The organism is Pseudomonas sp. A-RE-19 (assembly GCF_019956555.1).
In the GTDB taxonomy this organism is placed as follows: domain Bacteria; phylum Pseudomonadota; class Gammaproteobacteria; order Pseudomonadales; family Pseudomonadaceae; genus Aquipseudomonas.
The window spans coordinates 54,572-77,555 of the sequence record NZ_JAHBDQ010000026.1 but is presented as its reverse complement, the minus strand read 5'-3'; the positions used below and the strand labels follow the sequence as shown (position 1 = coordinate 77,555).

At 60.0% G+C, this 22,984-nt stretch carries 20 protein-coding genes, 2 pseudogenes and 1 riboswitch; of the genes and pseudogenes, 10 read left to right on the top strand and 12 right to left on the bottom strand.

The window, feature by feature from the left end:
* Positions 1-616, top strand: a pseudogene (locus KGB14_RS17950) (metalloprotease); the annotation flags it as partial.
* A gap of 113 nt (positions 617-729) precedes the next feature.
* Here KGB14_RS17950 and KGB14_RS17945 read toward each other — a convergent pair.
* The 5 genes from KGB14_RS17945 to KGB14_RS17925 all read right to left on the bottom strand — a co-directional run bounded on the left by KGB14_RS17945 (position 730) and on the right by KGB14_RS17925 (position 10,409).
* Positions 730-3,468: a LuxR C-terminal-related transcriptional regulator gene (locus KGB14_RS17945; protein WP_223488078.1), complete on the bottom strand. Its 2,739-nt coding sequence runs from the start codon at positions 3,466-3,468 to the stop codon at positions 730-732.
* A 310-nt stretch (positions 3,469-3,778) separates the two neighbouring features.
* Positions 3,779-5,143, bottom strand: a complete 1,365-nt coding sequence (locus KGB14_RS17940) for a DUF1329 domain-containing protein (RefSeq protein ID WP_223488077.1) — start codon at positions 5,141-5,143, stop codon at positions 3,779-3,781.
* 26 nt (positions 5,144-5,169) lie between these two features.
* Complete coding sequence (locus KGB14_RS17935) at positions 5,170-7,059, bottom strand: DUF1302 domain-containing protein (RefSeq protein WP_223488076.1); 1,890 nt, start codon at positions 7,057-7,059, stop codon at positions 5,170-5,172.
* 334 nt (positions 7,060-7,393) lie between these two features.
* Positions 7,394-9,076 (bottom strand): fatty acid--CoA ligase, encoded by a 1,683-nt coding sequence (locus KGB14_RS17930; protein WP_223488075.1) that lies wholly within the window; start codon positions 9,074-9,076, stop codon positions 7,394-7,396.
* 148 nt (positions 9,077-9,224) lie between these two features.
* Positions 9,225-10,409: an MFS transporter gene (locus tag KGB14_RS17925; protein ID WP_223488074.1), complete on the bottom strand. Its 1,185-nt coding sequence runs from the start codon at positions 10,407-10,409 to the stop codon at positions 9,225-9,227.
* Between the two features lie 85 nt (positions 10,410-10,494).
* Here KGB14_RS17925 and KGB14_RS17920 point away from each other — a divergent pair, with 85 nt between their 5' ends.
* The gene (locus KGB14_RS17920; RefSeq protein WP_223488073.1) at positions 10,495-11,265 is read left to right on the top strand and encodes an AraC family transcriptional regulator; all 771 of its coding nucleotides are present in this window, start codon (positions 10,495-10,497) and stop codon (positions 11,263-11,265) included.
* 13 nt (positions 11,266-11,278) lie between these two features.
* On the opposite strand, the gene KGB14_RS17915 is transcribed toward KGB14_RS17920, so the two are convergent.
* Entirely contained in the window at positions 11,279-11,908 is a 630-nt protein-coding gene (locus KGB14_RS17915; RefSeq protein ID WP_223488072.1) for a LysE family translocator, read from the bottom strand.
* 91 nt (positions 11,909-11,999) lie between these two features.
* Between KGB14_RS17915 and KGB14_RS17910 the strand changes: the two genes are divergently transcribed.
* The 3 genes from KGB14_RS17910 (at position 12,000) to KGB14_RS17900 (ending at position 14,957) form a co-directional block, all read left to right on the top strand.
* Positions 12,000-12,965, top strand: coding sequence for a 2-hydroxyacid dehydrogenase (locus KGB14_RS17910; protein WP_223488071.1), 966 nt, complete (start codon positions 12,000-12,002; stop codon positions 12,963-12,965).
* Positions 12,966-12,998: 33 nt separating this feature from the next.
* Positions 12,999-13,997 carry a class I SAM-dependent methyltransferase gene (locus KGB14_RS17905; protein ID WP_223488070.1) on the top strand — a complete coding sequence of 333 codons (999 nt, stop codon included), beginning with the start codon at positions 12,999-13,001 and terminating at the stop codon, positions 13,995-13,997.
* Positions 13,998-14,157: 160 nt separating this feature from the next.
* Positions 14,158-14,280: riboswitch (yybP-ykoY riboswitch) on the top strand.
* Between the two features lie 92 nt (positions 14,281-14,372).
* Positions 14,373-14,957, top strand: a complete 585-nt coding sequence (locus KGB14_RS17900) for a TMEM165/GDT1 family protein (protein ID WP_223488083.1) — start codon at positions 14,373-14,375, stop codon at positions 14,955-14,957.
* 120 nt (positions 14,958-15,077) lie between these two features.
* Here the strand turns inward: KGB14_RS17900 and KGB14_RS17895 are convergent, their stop codons facing one another.
* Positions 15,078-15,896 carry a M48 family metallopeptidase gene (locus tag KGB14_RS17895; protein ID WP_223488069.1) on the bottom strand — a complete coding sequence of 273 codons (819 nt, stop codon included), beginning with the start codon at positions 15,894-15,896 and terminating at the stop codon, positions 15,078-15,080.
* Between the two features lie 274 nt (positions 15,897-16,170).
* Here KGB14_RS17895 and KGB14_RS28695 point away from each other — a divergent pair.
* Positions 16,171-17,457 (top strand): annotated as a pseudogene (locus KGB14_RS28695) (HAMP domain-containing protein); the annotation flags it as partial.
* A 12-nt stretch (positions 17,458-17,469) separates the two neighbouring features.
* Positions 17,470-18,312: a methyl-accepting chemotaxis protein gene (locus KGB14_RS28690; RefSeq protein WP_370695251.1), complete on the top strand. Its 843-nt coding sequence runs from the start codon at positions 17,470-17,472 to the stop codon at positions 18,310-18,312.
* A gap of 144 nt (positions 18,313-18,456) precedes the next feature.
* Here KGB14_RS28690 and KGB14_RS17885 read toward each other — a convergent pair whose 3' ends face one another.
* The 3 genes from KGB14_RS17885 to KGB14_RS17875 are packed head-to-tail and all read right to left on the bottom strand — an operon-like array spanning position 18,457 to position 19,565.
* A complete protein-coding gene (locus KGB14_RS17885; protein WP_223488067.1) occupies positions 18,457-19,080 on the bottom strand; it encodes an SOS response-associated peptidase in 624 nt (207 codons plus the stop codon).
* A 35-nt stretch (positions 19,081-19,115) separates the two neighbouring features.
* A complete protein-coding gene (locus tag KGB14_RS17880) occupies positions 19,116-19,376 on the bottom strand; it encodes a putative signal transducing protein (RefSeq protein ID WP_223488066.1) in 261 nt (86 codons plus the stop codon).
* Between the two features lie 6 nt (positions 19,377-19,382).
* Positions 19,383-19,565 carry a CPXCG motif-containing cysteine-rich protein gene (locus KGB14_RS17875; protein WP_123359205.1) on the bottom strand — a complete coding sequence of 61 codons (183 nt, stop codon included), beginning with the start codon at positions 19,563-19,565 and terminating at the stop codon, positions 19,383-19,385.
* Between the two features lie 141 nt (positions 19,566-19,706).
* Between KGB14_RS17875 and KGB14_RS17870 the strand changes: the two genes are divergently transcribed.
* Positions 19,707-20,870 carry a 1-acyl-sn-glycerol-3-phosphate acyltransferase gene (locus KGB14_RS17870; RefSeq protein ID WP_185047153.1) on the top strand — a complete coding sequence of 388 codons (1,164 nt, stop codon included), beginning with the start codon at positions 19,707-19,709 and terminating at the stop codon, positions 20,868-20,870.
* 164 nt (positions 20,871-21,034) lie between these two features.
* On the opposite strand, the gene KGB14_RS17865 is transcribed toward KGB14_RS17870, so the two are convergent.
* Positions 21,035-21,313, bottom strand: a complete 279-nt coding sequence (locus KGB14_RS17865; RefSeq protein ID WP_223488065.1) for a hypothetical protein — start codon at positions 21,311-21,313, stop codon at positions 21,035-21,037.
* Between the two features lie 193 nt (positions 21,314-21,506).
* Between KGB14_RS17865 and KGB14_RS17860 the strand changes: the two genes are divergently transcribed.
* On the top strand, positions 21,507-21,713 hold the full coding sequence (locus KGB14_RS17860) for a hypothetical protein (protein WP_018929592.1): 207 nt from the start codon (positions 21,507-21,509) through the stop codon (positions 21,711-21,713).
* A 235-nt stretch (positions 21,714-21,948) separates the two neighbouring features.
* On the opposite strand, the gene KGB14_RS17855 is transcribed toward KGB14_RS17860, so the two are convergent.
* The gene (locus KGB14_RS17855; protein WP_105347963.1) at positions 21,949-22,533 is read right to left on the bottom strand and encodes a YajG family lipoprotein; all 585 of its coding nucleotides are present in this window, start codon (positions 22,531-22,533) and stop codon (positions 21,949-21,951) included.
* 205 nt (positions 22,534-22,738) lie between these two features.
* On the opposite strand from KGB14_RS17855, the gene KGB14_RS17850 reads away from it, so the two are divergent.
* Positions 22,739-22,972 carry a hypothetical protein gene (locus KGB14_RS17850; RefSeq protein ID WP_223488064.1) on the top strand — a complete coding sequence of 78 codons (234 nt, stop codon included), beginning with the start codon at positions 22,739-22,741 and terminating at the stop codon, positions 22,970-22,972.
* Positions 22,973-22,984: the final 12 nt, after the last annotated feature.

The window sequence follows — 22,984 nt, the reverse complement described above, 5'->3', positions numbered from 1 at the left end:
CGCCGGTGTGGACACCCTGATCGGTGGCAAGGGCAACGATGATTATTTCCTTGATCAGGCCGGCGAGCTGGCCCTGGTCCAGGAAAACGTCAGTGAAGGCACCGACACCCTGTACGTCGTCTACAACGCCACGGCACAGACCAACACCGTCGACCTGAACCTGAGCAACCTGCACAACGTCGAGAACGTCCTGCTGCTCGGAAGCGGCGCCTTTACCGCGCTGGGCAACGACCTGAACAACAGCCTGACGGGCAATAACGCCAACAACATTCTGGACGGCGGCATCGGTGCAGACATCCTCACCGGCGGCGCAGGTGCCGACAGGTTCGTTTTCAGTGCACTGAACGAAATGGGCACAGGCGCCAATCGCGATGTCATCACCGACTTCAGCAATCTGCAGGGAGATAAGATCGATCTGACCAACTTCGATGCCAATCTGGTAAGCGCGGGCTTCAACGGCTTCAGCTTTATCGGCGCGAATGACTTCACCGGCGCAGGACAGCTGCGCTTCGTCGACCATGTGCTCTATGGCAACGTCAATGGCGACCTGGGCTCGGACTTCGAAATCCAGCTGGTGGGTGTCAATACCTTCAGTGCCAATGATCTGGTGGCCTGACGGCTTATCACGAAAATAAACTCCGGCCTGTCAGGCAGGCCGGAACGTACAAACGAAAACGCCCCGACTTGTTCGGGGCGTTTTCGTTTGTATGGGGGACAGCTCTTGCGATGCTAGACCAACACCCCCAACTCCTGCGCCCTTGCCACCGCCTGCGTACGCCGCTCAACCCCAAGCTTACTGTTGATATGACTGGCATGTGTCTTCACCGTGTGCAGCGAAATAAATAACTGCTCACTGATTTCCTGATTCGAACACCCTTGGGCGATGAGCCGCAGAACCGCCAGTTCGCGTGTACTGAGTTGTTCCGCAGCAGCAGACGACTCCACCACCGGACGGGAAGCCACGGCCGGAATTTTTTCCGAAAGACTCTGCGAAAGGGTCGTTGGCGCACAGAGTTGAAGTTGTCCACGCAGCCAGTCCGGGTGTTCCGTCAGCAATGAGTCGAACGGTTGCAGGACACCACCGGCAGCCGCTTCCAAAGCCTGGGCCAGGGCCTTGCGGGCCTCGGGTTCGCGCCCGTCCGCCAGCAACAGCATGACTTTCTGGCTTAGCGCCATCACGCTGAGCATCTGCCGGCCGCTGTGCTGACCGTGTTCATGCAACGCGTTCAAGCGTCCTTCGGCAAGCATGGACTGGCCTTTCAGCATGTCCAGCACCGCCTGTTGCAGTTCAATGTGCAGCGGCAGTTGCGGATGGAATTCCGGGGGGGCCGCCGGGTGTTCGCCGTTGTAGGTCTGGCCCAATCGCGCGAGCCAGGCTTCGGCCAGGTCGGTGCGGCCCTGGGCCAGCCAGAGTTCGCATTTGACCAGGGTGATCATCGCCAGGTAGTAAATCGGCGGGACGTCCCAGATGTGCATCAGGCGCTCGGCCTCGGCGAGTTCGGCGAAGGCTTTCGCGAATTCGCCGCTGCCACCCTCCAGACGGGCAATCACGCAGTGGCCGATCAACACGCTGATGTCACGACAGGCCCGGGCTTCGCTCAAACCCGCGAGCAAACGTGCCCGCGCGGCCTGGGGTTGCAAGCGCAGCGCCAGCAAAAACCCCTCGTATAAGGTCAGCCGTGCGCGCACCGCATAAAGCCGTTGCGGGGATAGGCCTTGCAGGCGCTGCAACCCATGGCGGACTTCGTCCAGCGAACGAAGAATCTCCCCGCGCGCTTGCAGCACGCGGGCGCGGTCGTAATGGGCCAGCGCCTCGAACAGCGGATTGCCGACCCGTTGTGCCAGCTCAAGGGACTCACGGTTCAACCCCCGTGCACGCCAGAGGTCGCTGTCGGCAATGGCCAGATTGGACAACGTGGAGAGGCACATCAGACGCTGCCCGTACCGTTTGACAGGCAGGCTTTCCAGCGCTTCGGTGCAATAGAGCAACGTCAGCTCGCGATTGCCCCGGCCCCGGGCAATGATCCCGCTCAGGGCCAGCCATTGCGCCAGCATGGATTTTTGCGCGGTGGCCGACGGGGCCGGCAGGAAGCGGCTCAAGTGGCTGGCCAGTTCCTCGGCGGCGTCCAGCTGACAGGCCAACCCCAACGCCCAGCTGTAGAGCACGATCAGCCGTGGCGTGCTGATCAGCAGGCTGTCGGGCAAGTCCATTTTCCAGCGCAGCAGCATGCCGACGTTCTGCTCTGCCAGCAGCTGCTCTTCAGAGAGGTTTTGTACCAGGTTCGCTGCAACATCCAGGTGCCCGGCGCGCAACGCTTGCTCTACCGCATCATCGAGTAATCCCTGGGCGTTGAACCAGCGGCAGGCACGCAGATGCAGGCTGGCCGTCGGCACCATCGCCTGGACACTGGGCCGGCTGCGCAGCAGGTCGGAAAACAGGTGGTGATAGCGATACCAGTGACCGTGTTCGTCCAGTGGCACCAGAAATACCTGATGCGCCAGCAGGAAGCGCAGGATCTCGGCGCTGTCATGGGCTTCGCGCACGGCGTCGCACAGTTCGCTGCAAAAGCGCTCTTGTGGCGCGGTGTCGTACAGGAATGACTGCACCTCGGCGGGCAGGCAATCGATCACCTCTTCGAGCAGGTAATCACGAATCAGCCCTTCCCCACCGTACAACGACTGGGGCAATACGCCCTCGCTGCCCGCTTCGGAGGCCGCCAGCAGCCAGAAGCGCAGCCCGGCCACCCAGCCCTCACTGCGCTGGATCAGATTCTCCAGCGCCTCGCCACGCAATGAAATGCTGTGTCGATCAAGCAGCGTCAGGGCTTCATCGTGGGTCAGTCGAAGGTCTTGCTCATGCAACTCGAGCAGTTGTCGCGACAGCCGCAGGCGTGCCAGATGCCAGTCCGGACGCTGCCGGCTAGTGACCATGACCAGCAGGCCATCGGGTAAATGATTGAGAAAAAATTGCAGGCAACGATCAAGCACCGGGCCTTGGGCCAGATGGTAGTCATCGAGCACCAGCAGCAACGGCTTAGCGGGTGAAAGGTGCACCGCCAGCTCATCGAGCAAACCGTCCAGCCATTCTTCGAAAGCGAACGGCTGATGACGCTGGCGCATTTTCAGCAGCCCCAGCGCCTGGCTGCCCAGCTGCGGGAAATACTCCTGAAGACCTTCGAGCAGCCGTTCAAGAAAGCGGCCGGGATCGCTGTCCCGTGGACTTAACCCCAGCCACAGGCTTTGCCAGTGCTCCGGTAAACCCTGGCAAAACTCAACCGCCAATGAACTTTTGCCGAACCCCGCCGGCGCGCTGACCAGCAACAACCTGCCCCCCAGGCCTGCACTCAGGCGCTCGCACAGACGCGGCCGCAGCACATGGCCGTCGGGCAGCGGAGGCCGGAAAAAACGCCCGTCCAATGCTCCGACGGCAACGTTTGCAGGGCCCATAAGCGGGGACAGATCAGTCATGGCCGGCTCTTGTTTGAAATACTGATGGCGGCGTTACAGATGTCCGCAGCCTAGCGGTAAACGAAGAGCTATTGAAGGTTATTGCTACAAATGGCTACAAAAAGACTACAACCAGAGATGTCCGGCTCATAACGCCTGCATGTCGGCAAAAAGATCGCCGCCGCTCCTGCACCGACCGAGTGCACCCGCGACATCGCGGCGTACGCATAACCTGTAGGATCTGCCGCAGGCAGCGATCTTTTGAAGGCAAAAAAATGCCCCGAACCAGTCGGGGCGTTTTTTTCGAGGATGCGCCTCGGTTTACAACGTATTAGCGAACGCCTTCCTGACGCAAAGCTGCCGGCGTGAAGTCTGCGGTGCTGGCAGTGAAGCCGAAGTTATACGCCGACTTCTCTTCGTTCTTCATGCCCAGTGCCAGGTAGCGTCCCGACTGCAGGTCGTACAAGGTTTCGAGGGCGTACCACGGCACTTGCTTGTCGTAGTAGTTCTCGGAGTGAGCCTCGGCGACACGCCACAGTTGCCCGCGACCGTCGTAGTGGTCGACCACTGCTGCCTGCCAGGTGTCTTCGTCGATGTAGAAGTCACGTTTGGCGTAGATGTGGCGCTGACCTTCCTTCAGGGTCGCGACCACATGCCAGACCCGACGCAGTTCATAGCGAGCCAGGTCCTGGTTGATGTGACCGGCCTTGATGATGTCGGCGTACTTCAGTTGTGGCGAATCGAGCTTGTAGCTGTCGGAGGCGATATACATCTCTTTCTTGCCTTCGAGCTTCCAGTCATAGCGATCCGGCGCACCGTTGTACATGTCCAGGTTGTCGGAGGTACGCAGGCCATCGGCCGCGGTACCCGGTCCGTCATAGGACACTTGCGGCGCACGACGCACACGGCGCTGCCCGGCGTTGTAGACCCACGCCGAACGCGGCTCTTTAACCTGGTCGAGGGTTTCGTGAACCAGTAGCACGCCACCGGCCAGACGCGCCGGCGCGGTCACTTTCTGCTTGAAGTAGAACAGGATGTTGCCCGGATTTTTCGGGTCGTAATCCTTCATCTTGTCGCGGAACACGAACTGGTCCTCGAAGTACACCAGGCTGAACGAGCCGTTCGGCTGCGGCGTGGCCTGGGTTATCAGACGGGTCACGCTGCCACCGCGATACCGGGTGATGTGGTTCCAGATGACTTCAACGCCGCTTTTCGGAATCGGGAACGGGATCGCGGTTTCGAAGTTTTCCAGACCGTTGCCGCCGGACACCAGGTTAGTGTTGGTGGCGTTCTTCTTGATGGAGGCGAACACGTCATCCGGCACGGTGGCGCCGCGATGGGACGGGTAGACCGGCATCTTGAAGGTTTCCGGGTAGCGCTTGAACATCGCGTACTGGCCCGGTGCGAGCTTGTCCTTGTACTGGTCGACGTTCTTCGCGGTGATGGTGAACAGCGGTTTTTCACTCGCGAACGGATCAGACAGAAAACCCTTGCTGTCCACGCTACCGGCGTTTTTCGGCATGGGTTTCCAGGCCGGGATCGAGCCGTCGGCGTTGCCTGCCATCTCGGCGCCCATCGGGGTCAGGCTCTTGCCCAGCTTGTCCGCTTCGGCGGCCGGGACCGCCGCCATGACACCGGTCGCCAGCAGCGACAGCCCCAGAACGCCAACGTGGAACAGACTCTTTGTTATTTTCATAAATGTGTTCGTCCTGAAAATAGTGCTTAGAAGTTCACGCCGAAGCTGAGCGCAACGAAGTCGCGATCATCCACGGTGGTGTACTTGCCGTCGAAGAAGTTGGTGTACGCCAGGCTCGCGGTGTAGGTGTTCTGGTATTCGGCATCCAGACCCAGGCTCACCGCTTTACGACCTTCCTCGAAGTTGCCGCCAGGGCCAGGCGAGTAACCACTCACGTCGTGGGACCAGGCCACGTTCGGTTTGAGGTTCACACCGGCGAATACGTCGTTGTAATCCCAGATGGCGCGAGCGCGATAACCCCACGAAGTCGCCGTAGTGAAGCCGTCGTCGTTGCAATTGCGGCTGCGGTTGTTGGTGGCAGCACCTGCACCGGCACCGTTGATGGTGCTGGTGTTGAGAATCGCCGAACAGGTGTTGAGGCCACCGGTAGAGGGCAGTTCACCAGGCCCGTAGACCGGGTCACGGCCGTAACGGACGTCGGAGCTGCTTTCCAGGCCGCCGACGTGGGTCACGCCCACTTCGCCCACCAGGGTCAGACGGCTGGCGCCCATGACCTGATCGAAGAAGTGCGTCAGGGTGGTCTGGAACTGGGTGACTTCCTTGCGGCGATACCCGTGCAAGTCCTGACCCGGCACACCCTCGAGCAGCGAAGCATTGGTCAGGGCGCCACCCAATGGGCGTACGCCGGCAAACAGGATGTCGGTGGAGTTGAGCTGCACCGGCGCGTTCGGACGGTAGCTGATCTCGCCGCTCCACGCAGTGCCGGTAGGCAGGGTCGTGGAGAAGCTCAAGCCGTAGAGGCGGATGTCTTCCGGATACTCGACGAAGTAGTTCGAGTTACCCGCGACCACCAAGGGTGCCAAAGCCCGAAGCGCCCCTGGCAATGCCGCTGCCCGGGCGTAGGCCGCCGCTGGAGCACCGGTGGCGCTGAAGATCGGCGCACGACTGTGGTAGTTCATGAAGTACGCGCCGAACTCGGTATCGAGCGGATCGAACATGTACTTCAAGGACGCGCCCCACTGGCCGCTGTCCCGCGCATCGCGGTCAGCACCACGACGCACCAGTACACCTTCATCGTTTACGTCGACGCCCAGCCTGGTCAATGTTGGCAGGGCCGCGGCCGGAATGGTCGAGCGCTTGTTCAGCACGCGCAGGTTGTTGTCGCAACCGTCAGCAATGATGTCTGGCTGGGAGAAAAAGGTGCCGCAGTTATCAACAACCGTCTGGTCCCATTCGAGCTGATAGAACGCTTCGGCCGACAGAGTGTCGGTCAGACTCTGGGACACGTAGAACATGTTGACCGGGATCAGACCTTCCTTGACCTCGGCGCCAGGACGACGGAACGCGGACACGTCGATCGGGTTGATCGAGTTGATGCCGCCACCGATGAAAGTACTTTCACCCCAGCTCACGACCTGCTTGCCCAGACGAACCGAGCCCGGCTGATCGGCAATGGCGTAGTTGTGGTAGACGAACGCATCGAGGATCTGGCCACCGGAGGACTTGGCGCCTTCCTTGCGATTGTTGTCGCTGATGTCCTTGAACTCGCGGCTTTCATCCTTGAGTTCGAAGTCGTACCAGTATTTGCCCCGGACGAAGACACCGGTGTCGCCGTATTTCAATTCAAGGTCATGGATGCCTTTGAAGATCTTCGAAAAGGTCTCGCCGCTCTTGAAGTTGGCGTGACCGTCATCGGACGTCTGGGACAGGCCATGCCCCCCGTTATTGACACCGATGAGGTTCTTGTTGGGACTCTGAGTAGACCAACTGGCACCGATCGACAGGGATGAGTCGAATTGACCTTCGATCTCACCGACGTTGAAACTGACGCCGAATGCAGGCCCGGCGAGCGAAGAGGCGAGACTGACTGCCAGGGGCAGTTTCGCCCGGCGCCAGAACTGGTTTACTGATGTCATCGACGCTACTCCATGTGCATTATTGTTATGGCTGAGTACTTTTAAAAACGTTGTGGGTGACCGGAAGCCAAGTGGTCCGAAGTCACTCCAAAGTTGCAGCGCCCCATTTTGTGCGTGAACTCCGTTCTTAAAAATCCTTGAGCGGACTATAGCCAGCAGGTAGTAGTGCTTGATCCCTCTAAAGTGTGATTTGCAGCTGCCGGCCACTCTGGAACAGTCCTTTCGCCAGTCCGACACATGTCGGCCCGGCAAGGATGGCTGAAAATTCGGATTTAACAAGCCAAGCGCTTGCTTGGTAGGTCTGGCGCGCCGTTTTCGGCGCGCCAGCGGACGCTCAAAGCGTCGAGAGGAAGGTGCTGTTATTGGCCTGCCATTCGGTGATGTCGACGCGGATACGCTTCTTGTCGAGCTTGCCGACGCTGGTCTTGGGAATTTCAGTAACAATGGCAATCTGGCTCGGAATGGCCCACTTGCTCAGGTGCCCCTGTTCAACGAACGGCTTGAGATGCTCCTTGAGTTCCCTGGCCCCGACCTCATGCCCTTCCCTGACTATCAGCAGCGCAAACGGCCGCTCGCCCCATTGCGGATCGGCGATGCCCACCACTGCTACTTCGCGTACCGCAGGGTGGCGGCTGATCAGGTCTTCCAGGTCCAGGGAGGAGATCCACTCGCCACCGGTCTTGATCACGTCCTTGATCCGGTCGCGAATGTCGATCACGCCCATGCTGTCCAGCGTTGCCACATCACCAGTGTGCAGCCAGCCCCCGGCCCAGAGCTCGGCGCCCTTCTGCGGCTCGCTGAAATAACCCTCGGTGAGCCACGGCGCACGCAGCACCAGTTCGCCCTGGGTCTCGCCATCGGCAGGCAGGAAGTTGCCGTCGGTGTCGACGATCGCCGCCTCGACCAACGGCCCCGGCACACCGGCCTTGATCCGATAGGTGATGCGTTCGTCTTCCGTGCCGGCCATCAACTCATCGTTGAGGTGCGCGCACGAGACCAATGGCCCGGTTTCCGACATGCCATAAGCGGCGGTCAACTGAATGCCCTTGGCCTTGGCCGCTTCGTACAGCGCACGGTTGAGCGCACTGCCGCCAATGACGATTTTCCAGCCGCCGAAATCGGTGTTTTGTGCCGCCTTGGCATTGAGGACCATTTGCAGGATGGTTGGCACGCAGTGGGAGAAAGTCACCTTCTCCTTGCGCCACAACTCCACCAGATACTCAGGATCGTAACGGCCGGGATAGACCTGCTTGAGGCCGAGCATGGTCGCCACATACGGCAAGCCCCAGGCGTGCACATGGAACATCGGGGTGATCGGCATGTACACGTCGTTGGTGCCCAGCAGGCGCACGCTGTCGATGGCGCCCATGATGGTCGACACGCCCATGGTGTGCAGCACCAGTTGCCGGTGGGTGAAATACACGCCCTTGGGGTTACCGGTGGTGCCGGTGGTGTAGAACGTGGTGGCGACCGAGTTTTCGTCGAAATCCTCGAAGTCGTACTGCGTGCTCGCGGCCGCCAGCAATTGCTCGTACTCGCCGATGAGGTTCGGCAGGTCGGCGGTTTTTTCCGGCAAGTCGGTGAGTAGCAGGGTTTTCTCCACCGTGGTCAGGTGGCCGGCAATCGCCTTGTACAGCCCGACGAACTCGCTGTTGACCAGCACGAAGCGGTCCTCGGCGTGGTTCATGGTGTAGAGAATCTGTTCCGGCGACAGGCGCACGTTGATGGTGTGGATCACCGCACCGATCATCGGGATGGCAAACATGCATTCCAGGTAGCGATGGCTGTCCCAGTCCATCACCGCCACGGTATCCCCGGCCTTCACGCCGGCGGCCGTCAGCACATTGGCCAACCGCGCGACCCGTTCGATCAGGGTCGGATAGCTGTAGCGCAATTGATCGCGGTAGATAATTTCGCGGGTTTTTTCATAACGGGCGCCGGACATCAGCAGCCGTTTAATCAACAGCGGATACCGGTAAGCGCCCTCGGCTGGAGGAATAACGCGAGTCTGCAACATAAGAGTCCCTTTTCTGACTGCACAGTCTTGGCTTTGCAAGCTAAGCACTCTAGAGCCCTTGAACGCCAGTCAAATCAGCCAAAGGGATGATTTGCACAGCCGTTCAAATGCTAGCTTTGCGCCGGCATTTGCAGGAATTCGTTAGCCGTTACGCCGTTTTTTCTACAGCAGCCTCGGATGGTGTCCGGGGGAAAACCACTGCAGCCACGAAGGTCAACGCCGCAAAACTTGCCAATATCAGGTAAAGGCCTACAAAACCTTGGCGCGGTTCGACGAACGAAATCAGCGGAATCGCGGTAGCACTGGCACCGAACGATAAACAGTAACGCAGCGCAAAGACTCGGGATTGCCATTGCGGCGCGACAAAGTTGGCGACCATCGCATCATTCACCGTGACCTGGCCAAACACCACGAACATGAACGCTGCGCCCAGCGCTATCACAGCCCATCCGTCGACATAGGCCAACCCGAACAACAGCGGCGCCTGGCACAGCGTCAACACGATGAACGGCCATTTCAGACTGAAACGATGCAAGACCCGGCCGATGCTCAACTGCGCCACGGCGCCGAAGGCATACGCCAGGCTGACCACGACGCCAAGAGTTTGCGGTGAAGCAAACAAATCGTGCAGGCGCTCCTGAAACAGTTTCGGATAGGTCATGGTCGTGGCGTTGAACACCACACCGCCAGTCGCGGTGGCCAAGGCCAGTACGCCGAACACCATGAACATGGAAATCCGCTGGCCAGCCGCACCTTTGAGCGGCATGTGCGGACGCTTCGGGATCGGTTCTTCGCGCACCTGAAACGCGAAACCGATGCCCAGCACAATCGCCACCACGCCGGGCAAAATGAATGCCGAACGCCAGCCGAACTGCGCCACCAGCAACCCGGTGATCAGCGCCGAAAAAGCCACGCCGAGGTTGCCCCACATACCGTTGATACCGATTTCCCGGCCGCGATGCTGCGCGTAAGCCACCAGCATCGCGGTGCCCACCGGGTGATAGATCGCGGCGAAAACCCCGATCAGCGTCAGGCCGAGTACCAGCATCGGTGCGCTATTGCTCACGCCGGTAAAGATCGCCGAGGCGCCAATACCGAAAAAAAACACCAGCATCATTTTCCGTCGGCTCCAGTGATCCCCCAGCCAACCGGCCGGCAACGAACAGGCGCCAAAGGCAATGAAACCGCCGAGGGACAGGCCGATCAGCGCGGCGTAGTCCAGCGCGAAGGCCTGGGTCATGCCGAGAATGGCGGCGGGAAAAATCAACATGAACATATGATCGATCACATGGGCTGCGTTGATGTAGCGGAGGACGTTTCTGGACTGGTTCATCGCGGCACGCTTTACGTTATAGAGAGCGGCTTATGCTAAGTTGGCGAAAAAGCGTATTTCTGACAATAAAGTCATTGGATCTGACATGTTAATCAGCCATTTCCTGCACGGACCGGTCAGCGCCTACCCGCGAGATTATATGGACGGTGCTCACCAGGAATTGCATCAACACCGAGAAGCGCAGTTGCTGTACGCCGTTTGCGGCACTATGCGAGTGGTCACGGCGCAAGGGGCCTGGGTCATTCCACCGACCCGAGCCGTGTGGATTCCGCCCTTGGTGGCGCATGAGATTTTCATGTCGGGCGAGGTGCGTATGCGTTCGCTGTTCATTGCCGCCGAACTGTCGCCGCCAACTCTGCAACAGTGCTGCGTGCTGGCCGTCACGCCATTGCTGCGCGAGCTGATCCTGCGCGCGGTGAAAGGTCCGCAACACGCGGAAAACTCATTGATTCAGAGGCTGATGCTCGAAGAGATCGCCAGCCTGGAAAACCTTCCGCTACACATTCCGATGCCCGAGGACCGACGCCTGTTGGGCATCTGCCTGGCGCTACTGCGCACACCAGACCATTCCAATACCCTGGAAGACTGGGCACAGCAGGTCGGCGCCAGTTCTCGAACCTTGGCGCGGCTGTTCCAGCAACAACTGAAGATGAATTTCAATGCCTGGCGTCAACAACTGCGCCTGATGGAAGCCCTGCCGCGCCTGCTCGCCGGGGAAAGCGTGCAGAGCGTGGCGTGTGATCTGGGTTACGGCAGTGCTCGGGCGTTCAGCGCGATGTTTCGCCGTTTACTCGGAGAAAACCCTCGGGAATACCTGAACGCGTTGAACAAATTGAGCGAGCTCAATCCCCCGTAGGGGCTCAGCGCGATCAATGCATCTCGGTGAACGCGAGCTTCACGCCGATGGCGATCAGTACCGCGCCCATGGTCCGGTCGAACCAGTGGCCCATGCGGGCGAAACCGGCGCGTACGCGCTGTTGGCTGAACAGCATCGCCACCAGGCAGAACCAGACCGCTGTCGCCGCCGCCAGATAAACCCCATAGCCGGCCTGTACCGCCAGTGGCGTGTGCGGGTTGATCACCACGGTGAACAGCGACAGAAAAAACAGCGTGGCTTTCGGGTTCAAGCCATTGGTCACGAAACCCGAAGTGAAAGCGCCCCGTGCGGTACGTTCGCCGGCTTCCTGGTGCAGATCGTCAGCCACCGGTTTGGCCGGTTGCGCGCGCAAGGCCTTGAAGCCTATGTACAGCAGGTACGCGGCGGCCGCCCATTTCAGGGCGTTGAACAGCACGATCGATTGAGACACGATCAGCCCGATACCCAGCAGCGAATAACCGACGTGCAGGAAAATCGCCGAACCGACGCCCAGTGCCGTCCAGGTCCCGGCACGGCGACCGTGGGTCACGCTCTCACGCACCACCACGGCGAAATCCGGTCCGGGGCTGGCGACGGCCAGCAGGTGAATCAGGGCAACGGTCAAGAACTCTGTCCAGTACATGGGGGCTCCTTTTGGGCCAGCGTAACTGTTTGTTTCATCTGGTAGGCTCGGCAGATTACGCCTTCAGTTCAATGCACAAAAGGTACAGTTGATGACGAACCCTCGCCGCGCCGTTTTCCTTGACCATCCATCCCTGGACCTCGGCGATCTCGATCTCAGCCCGCTACGTGAGTGCTTCAGCGACTTGCAGCTGTTCGCACAAACCACGCCAGAACAGGTGATCGAACGCCTCAAGGGCGCCACCGTCGCCATCAGCAACAAAATCCTGATCGATGCGGCGGCCATGGCGGCCAGCCCCGAGTTGAAGCTGATCCTGATCACCGCTACCGGCACCAACAACGTCGACCTCGCCGCCGCTCGCGCTCGCGGGATTACCGTTTGCAACTGCCAGGGTTACGGCACGCCGTCGGTGGCTCAGCACACGATCATGTTGTTACTGAATTTGGCGACGCGCCTGGCCGATTATCAGAAAGCTGTCGCCGAAGGTCGCTGGCAACAGGCGAAACAGTTCTGCCTGCTGGATTACCCGATTGTCGAACTGCAAGGCAAAACCCTCGGCCTGCTTGGCCATGGTGAACTGGGCAGTGCCGTGGCGCGGTTGGCCGAGGCGTTCGGCATGCGCGTATTGCTGGGGCAGATTCCAGGGCGCCCTGCCCGGCCGGATCGCTTGCCGCTGAATGAACTGCTGCCGCAAATCGACGCGCTGACCCTGCACTGCCCGCTCAACGAACACACCCGAAACTTCATCGGTGCCCGTGAACTGGCCTCGATGAAACCCGGTGCCTTCGTGGTCAACACCGCGCGCGGTGGTTTGATTGACGAGCAGGCATTGGCCGATGCCCTGCGCAACGGTCATCTGGGTGGTGCGGCCACCGACGTGTTGAGCGTCGAACCACCCACCGCGGGTAATCCGCTATTGGCCCACGATATCCCACGGTTGATCGTCACCCCCCACAACGCCTGGGGCAGTCGCGAGGCGCGGCAAAGAATCGTTGGCCAGTTGACCGAAAACGCCCAAGGCTACTTCAGCGGTAAAGCGCTGCGGGTCGTCAGTTGATAAACTGCGGCACTTTTTTTCAAGGAGCAGAGTATGGATCCGCGCAGTGAAGTACTGCTTCGTCAGGCCGAGTTATTCCAGGGTTCGGTGCTGCTGGCCGGTTTGCCCGCCGATGATTTGCTGGGCCGCTTGCCCAATGCCCACGGCTGGTGCTGGCATGCCGGTGATCAGGCGGCGCTGGACGCCCGTTTCGCCGAGCGCAGCCATTTCGGCGTGAATGCGCCGCAGCGCGAGTTCGACAGCGCCGTGGTATTTCTGCCCAAGTCCAAGGACCTGACCGATTACATCCTCAACGCCCTCGCCTCTCGTTTGGCCGGTCGTGAGTTGTACCTGGTGGGCGAAAAACGCAGCGGCATCGAAGGCGCGGCCAAACAGCTCAATCCCTTCGGCAAACCCCGCAAGCTCGACAGCGCACGGCATTGCCAGCTCTGGCAGGTCACCGTGGCCAATGCACCAGAAGCCAAATCACTGGAAAGCCTGGCCCAGACCTATGAACTGCCGTTGGCCGAAGGTCCGTTGAAAGTCATCAGCCTGCCAGGCGTGTTCAGCCATGGTCGACTGGATCGCGGCAGCGCCCTGCTGCTGGAACATCTGGACAAACTGCCCAGCGGCCACTTGCTGGACTTCGGTTGCGGCGCGGGCGTGTTGGGGGCGGCGGTCAAGCGGCGTTATCCGCACAACCAGGTCACCCTGCTCGATGTGGACGCGTTTGCCGCGGCCAGCAGTCGCCTGACCCTGGCCGCCAACGGCCTGGAAGCGGAGGTGATGACCGGTGACGGCATCGATGCCGCGCCCATGGGTTTGAGCGCGATTCTGAGCAACCCACCGTTCCATGTCGGCGTACACACCGATTACTTCGCCACCGAGAACTTGCTGCGAAAAGCGGCCAAACATCTGAAAAACGGCGGCGAACTTCGACTGGTAGCGAACAGCTTCCTGAAATATCAGCCGCTGATCGAAGAGCACCTGGGCGTGTGTGCGATCAAGGCTGAAGGGCAGGGTTTCCGAATCTACCGGGCCAAGCGCGGCTGAAAACCATTTTGCAAAACAGGGCTTGCTCCAAGCGCAAATCGGACATGTAGGAGCCAGGCTTGCCGGCGAAGGCGCCCTCAAGAGAGCCTTCGCCGGCAAGCCTGGCTCCTACGAAAAGCGCCATTGGGGCTTGCCCAATCGGATTTGCCTAGGCAGAATCCGCTCCGTCCTAGGGGAGTAGTCTCCCACGAGCGCCATGCTCGTCCGGCATACGTCAACATACTTGGTCCTCAGACCATGGCGTATGCGACCCAAGCGTCCGCACCAGACGGATCGCAGGGTTTGACAAGACCTATGACACGAACACCTTACCCGGGGCGGGAAGGCTGTACGTGTCATAGCCGTGTCGACCCGCCCCTTAGGAAAACCCCGATGATGCTGGACTCTTTACTCGTTCCCACCGCAATCGTTGCCTTGGCCGAAATCGGCGACAAGACGCAACTGCTCGCGCTCATTCTCGCTGCCCGCTTTCGCAAACCCTGGCCGATCATCGCCGGCATCGTCGCCGCGACCCTGGCCAACCACGCGGCAGCCGGTGCGGTAGGCGCCTGGTTCGGCAGTTTCTTCTCGAATGCGACGTTGCACTGGATCCTCGCCGCAAGCTTCACCGCCACCGCGCTGTGGACGCTGGTGCCGGACAAGATGGACGAAGACGAAGCCAGCACCGCCCGCAAGTTCGGGCCGTTCCTGACCACGCTGATTGCCTTCTTCCTTGCGGAGATGGGTGACAAGACCCAAGTCGCTACCGTGATGCTCGCTGCGCAATACCCCGATCTATGGCTGGTGATCATCGGCACCACCGCCGGGATGTTGATTGCCAACGTGCCGGTGGTACTGGCGGGTAACTTTGCGGCGGACAAACTGCCCTTGACCCTGATCCGTCGCCTGGCGGCGTCGGCATTCTTTATCCTGGCCATTGTCGCGGTGTACAAGGCGATGCAGAGCAGTGGGTGGGTTTGACGCGGTAGGTCGGTAGACCGCGTCATCGTTCATCGCGAGCAGGCTCGCTCCCACAGTTGATCGCATTTCAATGTGGGAGCGAGCCTGCTCGCGATGGCGTCAGCAGCCTAAATACATGGCTCAGGATTTCGGTGCTTTCTCGTACAACGGCATCACTTTCGGAATCGCCGCCTTCAACGAAGCAATCCGACTGGCCGACGCCGGGTGAGTGCTCAAGAACTCTGGTGGCGCGCCTTCCGAGGCTTTGCTCATTTTGTTCCACAGCGTGATCGCCGCGTTCGGGTTGTACCCGGCGCGGGCGGCCAATTCGAGGCCGATCAAGTCCGCCTCGTTTTCATTCTCGCGACTGTTGGGCAATGTCATGCCGTATTTCGCCACGGTGTCCGCCAGAGCCAGGCTGTCCTCACCCAGGCCGAGCAGCGCGCCGACGCCCTGCTTGGCCATTTCAAGACCGTAGGCCTTGGACATCGCTTCGCGACCGTGCTCACGCAAAGCGTGAGCGATTTCATGGCCGATGATAGCGGCGATTTCGTCGTCGGAGAGTTGCAGGGTGTCGATCAGCCCGGTGTAGAAAATGATCTTGCCGCCAGGCCCGCAGGAGGCATTCAGCTCGTCGCTCTTGATCAGGTTCACTTCCCATTGCCACTGGGCCGAATCCGGACGGAACACCGGCGCCTGGGCAATCAGCCGCCTGGAGATTGCCTGCACGCGCTTCGCATCGTTACTGGTTTTGTCCAGCACGCCTTTACCGCTCGCCTCCCCGACAGTCTTTTGATAAGACTGGGCGTACATCTGGTTGACCTCGGAGGTCGACAACATGCTGAACATGTATTGCGTGCGTTCAACACCCACAGCGCCACCGTTGGTGGTGTTGACCGACTGACAACCGGCGAGCAGCAGACTTGCGCTCAGTGCACACAATACCAATGTCTTATTCATCAAGAAGCTCCCTGGAAACATGCCGCGTATCCTAGGGGGGGATTTGTATCGGCGCCAGATACAACGGACGTGTAGCACGCACATTTCAGATAAAGCCCTTATCTCTGTAGGAAAAAATTCACACCACGGCACCCGCCACCGCCCACCACAGCCAGCAATGATTCAGATGCGACCTCCAACACTCCAAAACAGCCAATGCGTGGCACTTCGCTCATGACCCTTCGCTTCCCTGCCGATACAGCTCCGTAGACGTTCTCTTGCGTGCGGAGCACCCATGAAATTCAAGTCGATCCAGTTTTCCGTTGCCGCCCTGGCCGGCGCCATCGTTCTCAGTGTCGTCGCAGCCCTGGTGCTGTACGCGCTGTTTTCCGGCGCCCGCACCCAAGACATGGTTCAGGAACGGACCCAGGCGCAGTTCGAGCAAGTCATCGAGCAGCGCCTGACCTCACTGGCACAAACCCAGGTCAGCCAGATCCAGCGCGAGCTCGAAGCCCCGCTGCTGATTGCCGGCGGCCTGGTGCGGGTCAACGCGCTGATCGGCACCCCGGGCACCGATGGCCAGCCGCAACTGAGCCTGAGCCGTGAGCAACTGATCAGCCTGATCAAGGAAAACGTCGCCCGGAACCCGAAAATTCTCGGCACCTACATCGGCTGGGAAAAAAACGCACTCGACCACAATGATGCGGCCTACGTCGGCACTCCGGTGGTCGGCATCGACGCCAGCAACGGGCGTTTCTTGCCGTGGTGGTTCCGCAACGAAGATGGCAGCCTGGGCCTGGACAAACTGGTAGACGTCGACGACCAGAAAACCCTGTCCACTGGCGTGCGCGCCAGCGAGTACTACCTGTGCTCCAAGGAAACCAAAAAATCCTGCGTGATCGATCCGGCGCCCTACAAAGTCGGCGACAAGATCGTCATGCTCGCCTCCTTCATTGAACCGATCATGCTCAACGGCGCGTTCCAGGGCATTGTCGGCGCCGACCTGTCGGTGAACTTCATCCAGGAAATGCTCCTGGGGGCGAATCAGAAACTGTACAGCGGCGCCGGGGAAATGGCCTTGATCGGCGGTAACGGCCGGATCGTCGCCTACACCAAAGACCCGAGCAAATTTGGCGAAAAGGTCAGCGACATCCTCGACAGCAAGCAGATTGCCAACATGGCCAATCTCAAGCGCGGCGAAGTGACCTACACCGTCGACAAGGCCCAGGGCCGAATCGAGTTGTACCTACCCTTCGGCATTGGCCAGACCGACGCCCGCTGGACCTTGATGCTGCAATTGCCGCTGAACGCGGTGATGGCCGATCTGCAAAAACTTCAGGGTGATCTGAACGCACAGCGCAAGTCCGACACCGTTGCCATGGCCATGGTTGGTCTGCTGATTGCTGGTATCGGTTTGCTGGTGATCTGGCTGGTAGGCCACGGCATTGCCCGGCCACTCAAGCAAATGGTCGCGATGCTCGACGACATTGCTCAGGGCGAAGGCGACCTGACCCGCCGCCTGACCAGCGACCGCGCCGACGAATTGGGATCGATCGCCAAAGGTTTCAACACCTTCCTCGCCAAGTTGCAGGCGATGATCACTCAAGTGGTGACGTCGGTGCAGAGCGTCAGCGACTCCTCGGAACACACCGCCGACATCGCCATTCGCACCAACATTGGCGTGCACAAACAAATGGCCGAGATTGATCAGGTCGCGACCGCCGTGCATGAAATGACCGCCACCGCCCAGGACGTGGCGCGCAACGCCACCCAGGCCGCGCAAGCCGCCAGTCATGCGGATCAGGCAGCGGCGCAAGGCATGCAAATCGTGCGGGACACGTCGAATTCGATTGGCGTTTTAGCCATCGAAATCGGCAAAGCCGTCGGCGTGGTGCAGACCCTGGCCAAGGACAGCGAAAACATCAATGCGATTCTGACGGCCATTCGCGGCATTGCCGAGCAGACCAACCTGCTGGCCTTGAACGCGGCCATCGAAGCGGCGCGGGCCGGTGAACAGGGCCGGGGTTTTGCGGTGGTGGCCGATGAAGTGCGCAACCTGGCGCAGAAAACCCAGAAGGCCACTGAAGAAATCCAGACCATGATCCAGCAACTGCAACAAGGCACCCGCGATGTGGTGCGGGTCATGGAAGACAGCCAGAACCGCACCGACGAAAGCGTACAGCACGCGGCGAAAGCGGCCGAGGCGCTGGAAACCATTACGCAAGCGGTGTCGGTGATCAACGACATGAACACCCAGATCGCCAGCGCCGCCGAGGAACAGAGCGCGGTGGCCGACGACATCAACCGTAACGTGATCAACATCGGGCAAGTGGCCAATGAAGTGGCCGGCGGAGCGGATGAATCGAGCGCGGCCAGTGCGGATTTGACCAAGTTGGCGGAACAGCAGCGGCGGTTGATCAATCAGTTCAAGGTTTAACAATTGCGAGAAGGTCCTGTGGACCTTATCGCGAGCAGGCTCGCTCCCACAGGTGATATTTGGGAACACATTATTTGTGAACACCGTAGATCAAATGTGGGAGCGAGCCTGCTCGCGAAGGCGTCAGCACAGACACCAAATCACTCAGCCGGGGGTCAAACACTCCGGCCCATTAAGCTTCGGATCATTCACCATGTTCGCCAGCACCCGCTCACGCAATGCCGCGGGTTCGCTGGCCAGCAGCGCCTGCAAGGCATGCAACGGCGTTTCGGGGTTGAGCCAGGCTTCCTGCCCCGCCGCATCAAGAATCAATGGCCGACGCTGACTCGAAGCCGGCTGGGTGATCACCGCCGTACTCAGCCACACCTGCTCCTGCACCGGATACGCCTCCCAGATTGCCGCGAAGAACAGCGCCGAGCCCTCCCCCGGGGTCAGCCAGTACGGACGCTTGCGCGTGGTGCCGCGCCATTCGTAGAAACCATTGGCTGGCAGCAGGCAACGACGCAGGCGCAAGGCTTCGCGAAACATCGGTTGTTCGGCAACGGTTTCGGCGCGGGCATGGGCCGGGGTGCGGGACAGGTCGGTCAGCCACGGCGGCGTCAGGCCCCAGCGGGCGCGGGCCAACTCACGTTGCCCGTCTGCGCCGGCACGCAGCATCAACACCGAATCGTTGGGGGAAATATTCCACTGGGCCTGCTGATCGGCGGGGAATCCGGGCAGGGCCGCGAAGGCGGGGTTCCAGCGAAACAGGGCATAACGTCCACACATGGGGCAACACGACTCTTGATCAAACGAACGTCAGCCTAACAGACCAGCGTGCCGGGAAAGCTTTCCGGTTCATCGCCAGGCAGCGGCAGCGCGGCATTGTACGCGGTGATCAGCTCCCGGGCGTATTCGGCCTGATCGTTTTCGACCGATAACCCCAACAGACCGAAGATCGGCAGTTCCCCGCTGCCACCGAGCAAATCACGCCCGACCAGATGCGCCTCGATGCCCTCGCTGGCCAGCATGCCCTGCAGCAACTCGCCTTCCATCAGGTTTTCCGGTTCGTAGATGCGCTGCATAGACCCTCACTCGTTTTCGCTGTGAACTTCGAGCAACCATTCATGACCGTCAGTCTGCAAGACAAAAGTAATAGGACGGCAACACACAGGACAATCTTCAATATAGGTCTGATCGCCGCCGGACAAGTCCAGAACAGCCTCACACTCTTCACCGCAATACGGGCATTCATAGCGCTCGGTTTCCAGCATCGCGGTCTCCCAGGTGACTTGTGCGTATAATCGCCGGTCTATTTGCAGGGCTATTTTCGTCTGACTACCTTTCAGACCGTGCCCCGTTGGTTTTCGATCAAAACCTTTACTTACCCTAGCCGTTTCTAACAAGAGAGCATGATGGGCGAATTCGATGCCATCCGACCTTACGACGACAGCGAAGTCCCGGCAGTGCTGAACCGGCTGCTCGGCGACAAGGCGTTTCTAGATATCCTCATCCACTTCCGTTTCCCGCGCTATGCCGGTGCCTTCGGCTGGATGCTCAAACCTCTTATAGCGCATCGGCTGCGCCGTGAGTTTGCCGGCATCACGTCGGTGGCCACCTTGCAGGACAAAGTCGAGTTTTACGTCGACCACACCATCGAGCGCGCCACGGACGGTGTGACCTACACCGGCGTGGAGCAATTCAAGTCCGGCAGTGCCTACCTGTTCATCGCCAACCACCGCGACATCGTGATGGACCCGGCCTTCGTCAACTATGCCGTGTACCACGCCGGCCTGCCGACCCCGCGCATCGCCATCGGCGACAACCTGCTGCAAAAGCCTTTTGTCAGCGACCTGATGCGCCTGAACAAGAGCTTCATCGTGCACCGTTCGATCACCGGTCGCCGTGAGAAAATGGCGGCTTATCAGCTGCTGTCGGCTTACATCAACCACTCGATCCGCAACGATTGCGCCTCGATCTGGATCGCCCAGGCTGAAGGCCGGGCCAAGGACGGCGACGACCGCACCGAGTCGGCGATCCTCAAGATGTTCCACATGAGCCGCAAGGACGAGCCGTTCGGCGAAGTCATCCGCTCGCTGAACCTCACTCCGGTGTCGATCAGCTATGAATACGACCCGTGCGACCAGGCCAAGGCCCGCGAGCTGTACATCCGCGCCACCACCGGCAGCTACACCAAGGCACCGGGCGAAGATGACGTAAGCATCGCCAAGGGCATCACCGGTTACAAGGGCCGGGTCCACGTGAACTTCGCCGCGCCGATCACCGAGCTGTTCGAAGACACCAAGCAATTGGCGATCGAAATGGACAAGCAGATCCTCAGCGGTTACCGGTTGTTCCCGGCGCACTACCTGGCGTATGCGCAGTGGAAAGACGCCGATCCGCAACTGCAGGTGCCGAAAGCGGCCGAGGTGTTTGCGGCTGATGAACTGGCCAAGGCCCAGGAAGAATGGCAGCGTCGGCTGGATGCTTGCCCTGAAGAGCACCGTCCGTTTCTGGTGCTGCAATACGCGACACCGGTGCGCAATCAGTATCGGGTCAAGGCCGGGTTGCCGCTGTAAGGCAATGGCTGGATACGACAACGGCGCCTTCGGGCGCCGTTTCTTTATGCAAGATCAAAAGATCGCAGCCTTCGCCAGCTCCTACATTGACCGAGTACACCCGATATCCCACATGTATGCGCAATCCCCCGTAGGAGCTGCCGCAGGCTGCGATCTTTTGATTTTCAGACGCGAGTGCTGATCCACGACACCAGCAACGCCAACCCCAGGCAGGCGAAACCGAAGCGGTAGAAAAACCGGTTCATGCGCAGGGTCGCCCAATCCAGCGTTGGCTCTTCATTGGGGCGACTTTGGCGCTGCGCCTCGATACTGGCCATGGCGCGCTGTTCGCGACGACGGGTGGCGTGCAGCAACCAGCCGCCCGGGAAGGCGAACAGCAAGGCCAGCAGGTTGATCAATTTGGCGGGATGAGCGGTAAAGAGCGAAATCAAATGCAGCGACATCACAAACCTCAGGCAAACCGGTGTAGCAGACGCCGGACCGACGACCACGGCGCGGATTCTACCGAAAGCATCCCGACCTGCCCCGGCTTTCCGACAAATAACGAAACCATTTAGCCAATTGCTGTCCTGTGTCACGGCGTCGTCATCTGAATCCGCCAATCTGTCGCCCCTCGAAACCGACACGGACTCCGTCATGCTCCACGCCGAAAACCAGGATCGCCTCTACCTCATTGCCCAAAGCGACGAACAACAAACCTTAGTCGGCAGCCTCGCCTTCAACGTACAGGACCGGCATTGGCTGGTGTATTGCGCGTTGGGCGGGCATCAACATGCGGACTTGCCGGAAACGGATTTGCTGACGGGGGTGAGTGTTCTGGATTTTTATTCGCAGGCGGCTTGAGCGTCGTAGGAGCGAGGCTTGCCCGCGAATGCTTTCTCACATTCAACATGGATGTCGCCTGACACACCGCCATCGCGAGCAGGCTCGCTCCCACAATTGAATCGTGTACATCTGCGGGGGATTGGTTGGCTGTCAGGCCGTCTTCGCGGGCAAGCCTCGCTCCTACAATGAATCTGCGGGCATAAAAAAAACCGGTGCCATTACTGACACCGGTTTTTTTAAACAAGCCGCACCGTTACTCGGCAAGCACCTGACCAATCGTCGGGTCCTTGAACAAGCGGGTCAACGCATCACTCAACACATCACTGACCAGCTTGGTATTGGTTTCCTGATTCGGCGCCATGCCAAAACGCTGATCCAGCGATGCACCGTAGCGACCGCTGTAACGACGGTTGGCATTCTGCACATCCGAACGGAACGTCGCGCCAATGGTTGCCTCAGTCACATACAGGCCTTCTTTGGGCGACTGATACTTCAGCTCGGCCAGAGTCACCGTCAATTGCGGCGCATTCAGCGCATTGGCCGTCGGCGTAAAGCCCAGCAAGCGCACGGCCGCTTCAGCCTGAGCCTGCAATTTCGGCAGAATCTGCGCGCCCTGAACGGTGATCGCACTGGTCTCCGGATACAGACCACCACGGGTTCCCAAGGTTGGCGACGGACGACCGTCCACCACACGCACCACCACCGGCTGACCATGACCGACCGGCGCCAGCTGAGCCGTCAGCTTGGGTTCCGGGTTCAGTTGTTGCGGGCTGTGGGCGCAGCCGACGAGGGTCAAACTGGTCACAGTGATCAAACCGAACAACAGGCGTTGCAACATGCTCTTCTCTCCAGAATCAGGCACTAACAGTGCCCGCAGTATAGCGGTGCGCCACTGCGGCGAACTAGCTTCGAACAACGATTACTGAAATCTCTGACAAACCCGGCAGAGCGCGGTTCCTGTCACACATCTGTCATCGCCCGGACACAGGCACGTCATCGCCCACTGGCAAGCTTCACGGCAGTCACCCACAAGGTACGTTGCCATGCGTTTTCTCATCTCCCTGTTCGCGCCACGCCCACTGCATCGCTGCTTTGCCCTGCTCGACCGCGATGGCCACTGCCAGGCATTCAAACAGTGCAGCCTGCAGCCCATGGGCGATGGCTGGGTCGAAATCGAAGAAATCCGCCTCAACTGGCTGCACCATCCCCTGCCCGCCAGCGCCCGTGTCAGCCAGCACCAGCCGCGTGCGCGTGCGCAGCAACTGTTGACCACCTGACCGGACGCCTAA

Coding starts and splice junctions, on each gene's coding strand:
- KGB14_RS17910 (WP_223488071.1), top strand. CDS start 12,000: ATGACGAACCCTCGCCGCGCCGTTTTCCTTGACCATCCATCCCTGGAC.
- KGB14_RS17905 (WP_223488070.1), top strand. CDS start 12,999: ATGGATCCGCGCAGTGAAGTACTGCTTCGTCAGGCCGAGTTATTCCAG.
- KGB14_RS17870 (WP_185047153.1), top strand. CDS start 19,707: ATGGGCGAATTCGATGCCATCCGACCTTACGACGACAGCGAAGTCCCG.
- KGB14_RS17875 (WP_123359205.1), bottom strand. CDS start 19,565: ATGCTGGAAACCGAGCGCTATGAATGCCCGTATTGCGGTGAAGAGTGT.
- KGB14_RS28690 (WP_370695251.1), top strand. CDS start 17,470: ATGATCACTCAAGTGGTGACGTCGGTGCAGAGCGTCAGCGACTCCTCG.
- KGB14_RS17935 (WP_223488076.1), bottom strand. CDS start 7,059: ATGACATCAGTAAACCAGTTCTGGCGCCGGGCGAAACTGCCCCTGGCA.
- KGB14_RS17930 (WP_223488075.1), bottom strand. CDS start 9,076: ATGTTGCAGACTCGCGTTATTCCTCCAGCCGAGGGCGCTTACCGGTAT.
- KGB14_RS17915 (WP_223488072.1), bottom strand. CDS start 11,908: ATGTACTGGACAGAGTTCTTGACCGTTGCCCTGATTCACCTGCTGGCC.
- KGB14_RS17900 (WP_223488083.1), top strand. CDS start 14,373: ATGCTGGACTCTTTACTCGTTCCCACCGCAATCGTTGCCTTGGCCGAA.
- KGB14_RS17885 (WP_223488067.1), bottom strand. CDS start 19,080: ATGTGTGGACGTTATGCCCTGTTTCGCTGGAACCCCGCCTTCGCGGCC.
- KGB14_RS17865 (WP_223488065.1), bottom strand. CDS start 21,313: ATGTCGCTGCATTTGATTTCGCTCTTTACCGCTCATCCCGCCAAATTG.
- KGB14_RS17850 (WP_223488064.1), top strand. CDS start 22,739: ATGCGTTTTCTCATCTCCCTGTTCGCGCCACGCCCACTGCATCGCTGC.
- KGB14_RS17945 (WP_223488078.1), bottom strand. CDS start 3,468: ATGACTGATCTGTCCCCGCTTATGGGCCCTGCAAACGTTGCCGTCGGA.
- KGB14_RS17940 (WP_223488077.1), bottom strand. CDS start 5,143: ATGAAAATAACAAAGAGTCTGTTCCACGTTGGCGTTCTGGGGCTGTCG.
- KGB14_RS17880 (WP_223488066.1), bottom strand. CDS start 19,376: ATGCAGCGCATCTACGAACCGGAAAACCTGATGGAAGGCGAGTTGCTG.
- KGB14_RS17855 (WP_105347963.1), bottom strand. CDS start 22,533: ATGTTGCAACGCCTGTTGTTCGGTTTGATCACTGTGACCAGTTTGACC.
- KGB14_RS17895 (WP_223488069.1), bottom strand. CDS start 15,896: ATGAATAAGACATTGGTATTGTGTGCACTGAGCGCAAGTCTGCTGCTC.
- KGB14_RS17920 (WP_223488073.1), top strand. CDS start 10,495: ATGTTAATCAGCCATTTCCTGCACGGACCGGTCAGCGCCTACCCGCGA.
- KGB14_RS17860 (WP_018929592.1), top strand. CDS start 21,507: ATGCTCCACGCCGAAAACCAGGATCGCCTCTACCTCATTGCCCAAAGC.
- KGB14_RS17925 (WP_223488074.1), bottom strand. CDS start 10,409: ATGAACCAGTCCAGAAACGTCCTCCGCTACATCAACGCAGCCCATGTG.